This is a genomic window from Kitasatospora sp. NPDC093558, from assembly GCF_040683475.1.
Lineage (GTDB): Bacteria > Actinomycetota > Actinomycetes > Streptomycetales > Streptomycetaceae > Kitasatospora.
In genome coordinates, this window is record NZ_JBFBDY010000407.1 from 1 (window position 1) to 5,721 (window position 5,721).

Below are 5,721 nucleotides of genomic sequence, written 5' to 3' on the forward strand. Positions count from 1 at the left end.
CGATCGCCCCGGCGATCGGGTGCTCGGAGGCGTGCTCCACGGCGCCGGCCAGGCGCAGCGCCTCGGCCTCGGTGACGCCGTCGGCGGTGTGCACGGCGACGAGCGCCATGCGGCCGGTGGTGACGGTGCCGGTCTTGTCGAGGACGACGGTGTCGACCCTGCGCGTTGTCTCCAGCACCTCCGGGCCCTTGATCAGGATGCCGAGCTGGGCGCCGCGGCCGGTGCCGACCATGAGGGCGGTCGGGGTGGCGAGGCCGAGGGCGCAGGGGCAGGCGATGATCAGCACGGCGACGGCGGCCGTGAACGCCTGGGTCGGGCTGTCGGTGGCGAGGAGCCGGCCGACCAGGGTGGCGAGCGCGATGAGCACGACGACCGGGACGAAGACGGCGGAGATCCGGTCGGCGAGGCGCTGGGCGGCGGCCTTGCCGTTCTGCGCGTCCTCCACCAGCTTGGCCATCCGGGCGAGTTGGGTGTCCGCGCCGACCCGGGTGGCCTCGACGACGAGCCGGCCGCCCGCGTTGACGGTGGCGCCGGCGACGGCGTCGCCGACGGCGACCTCGACCGGGACGGACTCGCCGGTGAGCATCGAGGCGTCCACGGCGGAGGTGCCCTCGACGACGAAGCCGTCGGTGGCGATCTTCTCGCCGGGGCGGACCACGAACCGGGTGCCGACGGTCAGCCGGTCCACCGGCAGGCGCACCTCGCCCACCCGTCGCCCACCACCACCCTTGTCCGAGGACGCTTCGCGTCCGCCCCCCTCGACGAGCACCGCCACGTCCTTGGCGCCGAGGTCCAGCAGCGCGTGCAGGGCGGCGCCGGCCCGTCGCTTGGAGCGGGCCTCCAGGTGGCGGCCGAGCAGGATCAGCACGGTGACGGCGGCGGCCGTCTCCAGGTACAGAGCGGACGAGGGATCGGTGTCGCCGATCGACAGCGAGAACGCGTGCCGCATGCCCGGCATCCCGGCGTGGCCCCAGAACAGGGCCCAGACCGACCAGCCGAAGGCGGCCAGGGTGCCGAGCGAGACGAGGGTGTCCATGGTCGCGGCGCCGTGCTTGAGGTTCGTCCACGCGGCGCGGTGGAACGGCAGGCCGCCGTGGACCACGACCGGGCCGGTGAGGGCGAAGGCCAGCCACTGCCAGTTGGTGAACTGGAGGGCCGGGACCATCGACAGCAGCACCACGGGGACGGTGAGGGCGGCGGAGATCCGCAGCCGTTCGAGCAGCGGGTCCGCGGGCGGCGCGGGCGCGGCGGCGGAGGCCCCGGCGGGCTCCGGCTCGGCGGCCACCGGGGGCGGCGGGAGCTCGGCGGTGTAGCCGGTGCGCTCGACGGTGGCGATCAGGTCCTCGACCGAGACGCCGGGGCCGTAGTCGACCCGGGCCTTCTCGGTGGCGTAGTTGACGGTGGCCTCGACGCCGTCCATCCGGTTGAGCTTCTTCTCGATCCGGGCGGCGCAGGCGGCGCAGGTCATCCCGCCGATCGACAGCTCGACCCGGTCCCGGACGTGCTCCCCGGCGGCCTGCTCCCCGGCAGCGGTCGTCGCGCCCTCCAGGCCGGGTGCCGTCGTACTCATGCTGCTCCTAGAGCCGGTGGGTGCGATGAGGGGGGTGGGACGGGCGGCGGGCCCACTGCCCGGGCCCGCCGCGCCGGACGGGTTCAGGCGCTGCGGCTGACCAGCTCGTAGCCGGCCTCGTCGACGGCCGCGCGGACCTGCTCGTCGTCCAACGGGGCGGCGGAGGAGACGGTCACGGTGCCGGCCTTGGCGTCGGCGGCCACCCCGGTGACACCGGTGAGGGCGGACAGCTCCTCGCTGATCGCGTTCTCGCAGTGGCCGCAGCTCATGCCGGTCACGGTGTAGGTGATGGTGCTGGACATCCGGGCCTCCGGGAGGTCTGTGCGGCCCCGGGCGGCGCCCGGGTTCTCACGCTCATAACACCATACCCCTCAGGGGTATTCCACGGAGGGGTGGCGTGACGCGGATCGCACCGCCGTACGGGTGGCTCACACCGGGGCGGACGGGAACTGGGCCGGGATCGGTGCCGCCCGTTCCCGGCGGACCGGCAATCTCAGCCACAGCAGTCCACCCAAGGAGACCACGACCAGGCCCGCCGTGTCGTAGAAGGTGTACCGGTGGACTTGTTCGGTGGTGGGGTCCCGTATGTAGTCGAGGTCGGCGGCTCTGGTCGCACTGTATGGCAAATGGGGCTTTTCGGTACGGTTCGTCCGGATCTCCGGGCGATCGGGGCGGGCCGGTCGCCAGGGCTCCGGTGGGCGGATGGGTGAGCGCCTTGATCGTCCGATATGTTCGATATGTGTTCCCGATCCGCCGCGCCCAGTCGCCCGCGGCCGCCGGGCTGCCACCGGACCGGCAGCGCGACGCCCTCCTGGCCACGGACCTCCAGGACGTCCCGTTCTGGCGGCGGGCAGCCCCGGCGGTCGCCGCGATCGTCGTGGTCTCGCTGGCCGATCTGCTCTCCGGCAAGGACCGCTACCTCGCGCCGCTGATGACCGTCGTCCCCGTGATCGCCGCGCTGACGCTCAAGCCCGGCGAGCTGTTCGCGGTCTGCGCGGTCGGGCTGCTCGCGGTGTTCGGGCTCAGCCGCTACGACGAGGTCGTCAACATCAACGACGCGCGCTTCGTGTACGGGGCGATGGTCAGCTACGTCGTGCTGACGCTGTTCTCCGCCTGGGTCGCCAAGATCAGGATGCGGCGCGCGGCGGCGTTCGCGGCCGTCAGCTCCGTCGCCGAGGCCGCCCAGCGGGCGATCCTGCGGCTGCCGGGGCCGGTCGTCGGACCGCTGCGGCTCGCGGTGCGCTACGTGTCGGCGGCGGACGCCTCACGCATCGGCGGGGACCTCTACTCGGTGCTGGAGACCCCGCACGGCACCCGGGTCGCGGTCGGGGACGTCCGGGGGAAGGGGCTCGCGGCCGTGCAGACGGCGGCGGTCGTGCTCGGCGCGTTCCGCGAGGCCGCGTACGACGAGACCGGGCTGCGGGGCGTCGCGGCGCGGATCGAGGCGAGCGTCGAGCGGCACGTGCCGGACGGGGAGTTCACGACGGCGCTGTTCGTCGAGTTCCGCACGTCCGGGGTGATCGAACTGCTGCAGTACGGGCACGTGCCGCCGATCCGGGTCGACGGGGAGGGCAAGGCGCAGGTGCTGGACTCGCCGGACCCGTGGGTGCCGCTCGGGCTCGGGCGGCTCGCGGCGGGGGAGCCGGTCAGCTGGGGGCAGGAGTTCGGAGTGGACGACGTCCTGGTGCTGTTCACCGACGGGGTGATCGAGGCGCGGCACCGCAAGAGCGGGGAGTTCTATCCGCTGGCCGAGCGGGTCGGGGCGCTCGTCCGGGGGGCCGCGCGCTCGGCGGGGGAACTGGAGGCGGCGGTGGAGCGGGTGTACGCGGACCTGCTGGCGCACACGGGCGGGAAGCTCGGCGACGACGCCCTGCTGCTGTTGATCACTCGGACGGACGACTGAGACGGGCGCGACGGCTGGGGGCTCGCCGCCGCGCCTGCGCCCGGCTAGCCCGTCGTGACGTCGGCCAGGGCGCGGAAGACCAGGGCCGTCGAGGTGGCGCCCGGGTCCTGGTGGCCCTTGCTGCGTTCGCCGAGGTAGGAGGCGCGGCCCTTGCGGGCCTGCAGCGGGACGGTGGCGTGGGCGCCCTGTTCGGCGGCGTCGGCGGCCGCCGCGGCGGCCTCGGGGAGGGCGGCGCCCGCGGCTGCGGCGGCGCGGAAGGCGGCCACGGCCGGGGTGTAGGCGTCGACGATGGTCTTGTCGCCCGGTTCGGCCTTGCCGAGGGCGCGGACGGCGTCGAGGCCGGCCGCGAGGGCCTCGGCGAGGGCGGCCGGAGCGGCGGGGCCCGGCAGGGCGGCGCCGATCGCGCGGAAGGCCTTGCCGTAGAGGGGGCCGGAGGCGCCGCCGACCTTGGAGATCAGCGTGGTGCCGGTCTTGGTGAGCACGGCGCCGGGGCCGGCCGGCGGGAGGCCGTCGAGGGCGGCGAGTACGGCGGCGAATCCGCGCTGGAGGTTGCTGCCGTGGTCGCCGTCGCCGATCGCGGAGTCCAGCTCGGTGAGCCGGCCCTGCTCCTTCTCGACGGCGGCGGCGATCGCGCGGATCCAGGCCTCGGCCAGCGGGGTGTCGAAGTCCACGTGCGTCTCCTCGTTCAGGACTCTCGTTCAGGACTCAGGCCCGCTTGAGGGCGGGGGTGTCGACGGGGGCGTCCCAGAGGTCCAGCAGCTGTCCGTCGGCCTTGGTGAGGGTGAGCGAGAAGCCCGCCATGTCGAGGCTGGTGACGTAGTTGCCGACGAGGCTGCGGGCCACCGTGATGCCGTGCCCGGCGAGCCGGGCGGCGACCTCGCCGTACATGACGTACAGCTCCAGCAGCGGGGTGCCGCCGAGGCCGTTGAGCAGGGCGATGACCTCGTCGCCGGGGGCGAGGTGGTGGTCGGCGAGGATCGTCTCGACGACCTCGGCGGCCAGGGCGCGGGCCGGGCGCAGCTTCTCGCGGCGGCGGCCGGGCTCGCCGTGGATGCCGACGCCGACCTCGATCTCGTCCTCGGGCAGGTCGAAGCCGGGCTTGCCGACGGCCGGGACGGTGGCCGCGGTGAGCGCGATCGCGAACGAGCGGGAGGCGGCGTTGACGCGCTCGCCGAGGGCGGCGACGTCGTCGAGCGGGGCGCCGCGTTCGGCGAGCGCGCCGGCGGTCTTCTCGACGATGACGGTCGCGCCGGTGCCGCGGCGTCCGGCCGTCCAGGTGGAGTCCTCGACCGCGACGTCGTCGTCGACGAGGACGGTGCGGACCTCGACGCCCTCCTCGGCGGCGAGTTCGGCGGCGAGCTCGAAGTTCATGACGTCGCCGGTGTAGTTCTTCACGACGAAGACGACGCCCGCGCCGGAGTCGACGGCCTTGGCGGCGGCGAGCATCTGGTCGGGTACGGGGGAGGTGAACACCTCGCCGGGGCAGGCGGCGTCGAGCATGCCGGGGCCGACGTAGCCGGCGTGCAGCGGTTCGTGGCCGGAGCCGCCGCCGGAGATCAGCGCGACCTTCGGCGCGCCGGGGCGGGCGGCCCGGGTGACCACGCGGTTGGCGATGTCCACCGTCAACTCGGGGTGGGCGGCGGCGAATCCGGTCAGCGCGTCCTCCAGGACGCTCTCCGGGGTGTTGATCAGCTTCTTCAACGCTCTTCGCTCCCTTGGTGAGGACGCTACCGCCGTGGACGCTGCTGCCCCGACGCTACGCCAGCCGGGGGCGGATCGGCACGGGATGCGACGCGCGCGGCCCGCGTCGGCCTCCACGAGCGGTTCCCGGAGAGGTTCCCGGAGCGACGCGGCGGGCCGTAGGGTCGGGGGCATGACCGAACACGTGGGTATCGTCCTGGTCTCGCACAGTGCCCAACTCGCCGCCGGACTGCGGGAGCTGCTCGGCGAGCTGGCCCCGGACGGGGTGCGGGTGGTGGTCGCCGCCGGGACGGAGGACGGCGGGCTCGGCACCAGCTACGACCTGATCGCCCGCGCCGTCGGCGAGGCGGACGGCGGGGCGGGCGTGGTCGTGCTGCCCGACCTCGGGAGCTCGGTGCTGACCGCGGTGACCGTGCTGGAGGACGAGCCGCGGCCGGGCGTGCGGCTGGTGGACGCGCCGTTCGTGGAGGGCGCGGTGGCCGCCGCGGTGACCGCCACGTCCGGGGCGGGGCTGGCCGCGGTGGTCGCGGCGGGCGAGGAGGCGCGC

At 74.7% G+C, this 5,721-nt stretch carries 7 protein-coding genes; 2 read left to right on the forward strand and 5 right to left on the reverse strand.

Annotation, left to right across the window (positions count from 1 at the left end; all coding sequences use genetic code 11):
- From AB0O00_RS27630 to AB0O00_RS27640, 3 genes are all read right to left on the reverse strand, one after another.
- Positions 1–1,468, reverse strand: a 1,468-nt coding sequence (locus tag AB0O00_RS27630; RefSeq protein ID WP_363656231.1) for a heavy metal translocating P-type ATPase, incomplete at its 3' end; no start/stop codon positions are given.
- 185 nt (positions 1,469–1,653) lie between these two features.
- Positions 1,654–1,872 (reverse strand): cation transporter, encoded by a 219-nt coding sequence (locus tag AB0O00_RS27635; RefSeq protein ID WP_363656219.1) that lies wholly within the window; start codon positions 1,870–1,872, stop codon positions 1,654–1,656.
- 126 nt (positions 1,873–1,998) lie between these two features.
- Positions 1,999–2,196 (reverse strand): hypothetical protein, encoded by a 198-nt coding sequence (locus AB0O00_RS27640; protein ID WP_363656221.1) that lies wholly within the window; start codon positions 2,194–2,196, stop codon positions 1,999–2,001.
- Positions 2,197–2,309: 113 nt separating this feature from the next.
- Here AB0O00_RS27640 and AB0O00_RS27645 point away from each other — a divergent pair, with 113 nt between their 5' ends.
- Entirely contained in the window at positions 2,310–3,473 is a 1,164-nt protein-coding gene (locus AB0O00_RS27645) for a PP2C family protein-serine/threonine phosphatase (RefSeq protein WP_363656223.1), read from the forward strand.
- 44 nt (positions 3,474–3,517) lie between these two features.
- On the opposite strand, the gene dhaL is transcribed toward AB0O00_RS27645, so the two are convergent.
- Both dhaL and dhaK read right to left on the reverse strand, forming a co-directional pair.
- Positions 3,518–4,144 (reverse strand): dihydroxyacetone kinase subunit DhaL, encoded by a 627-nt coding sequence (gene dhaL, locus AB0O00_RS27650; RefSeq protein WP_363656225.1) that lies wholly within the window; start codon positions 4,142–4,144, stop codon positions 3,518–3,520.
- Positions 4,145–4,178: 34 nt separating this feature from the next.
- Positions 4,179–5,174 (reverse strand): dihydroxyacetone kinase subunit DhaK, encoded by a 996-nt coding sequence (dhaK, locus tag AB0O00_RS27655; RefSeq protein WP_363656227.1) that lies wholly within the window; start codon positions 5,172–5,174, stop codon positions 4,179–4,181.
- 172 nt (positions 5,175–5,346) lie between these two features.
- Here dhaK and dhaM point away from each other — a divergent pair.
- The coding region (gene dhaM / locus AB0O00_RS27660) for a dihydroxyacetone kinase phosphoryl donor subunit DhaM (protein WP_363656229.1) at positions 5,347–5,721 on the forward strand (375 nt) is incomplete at its 3' end.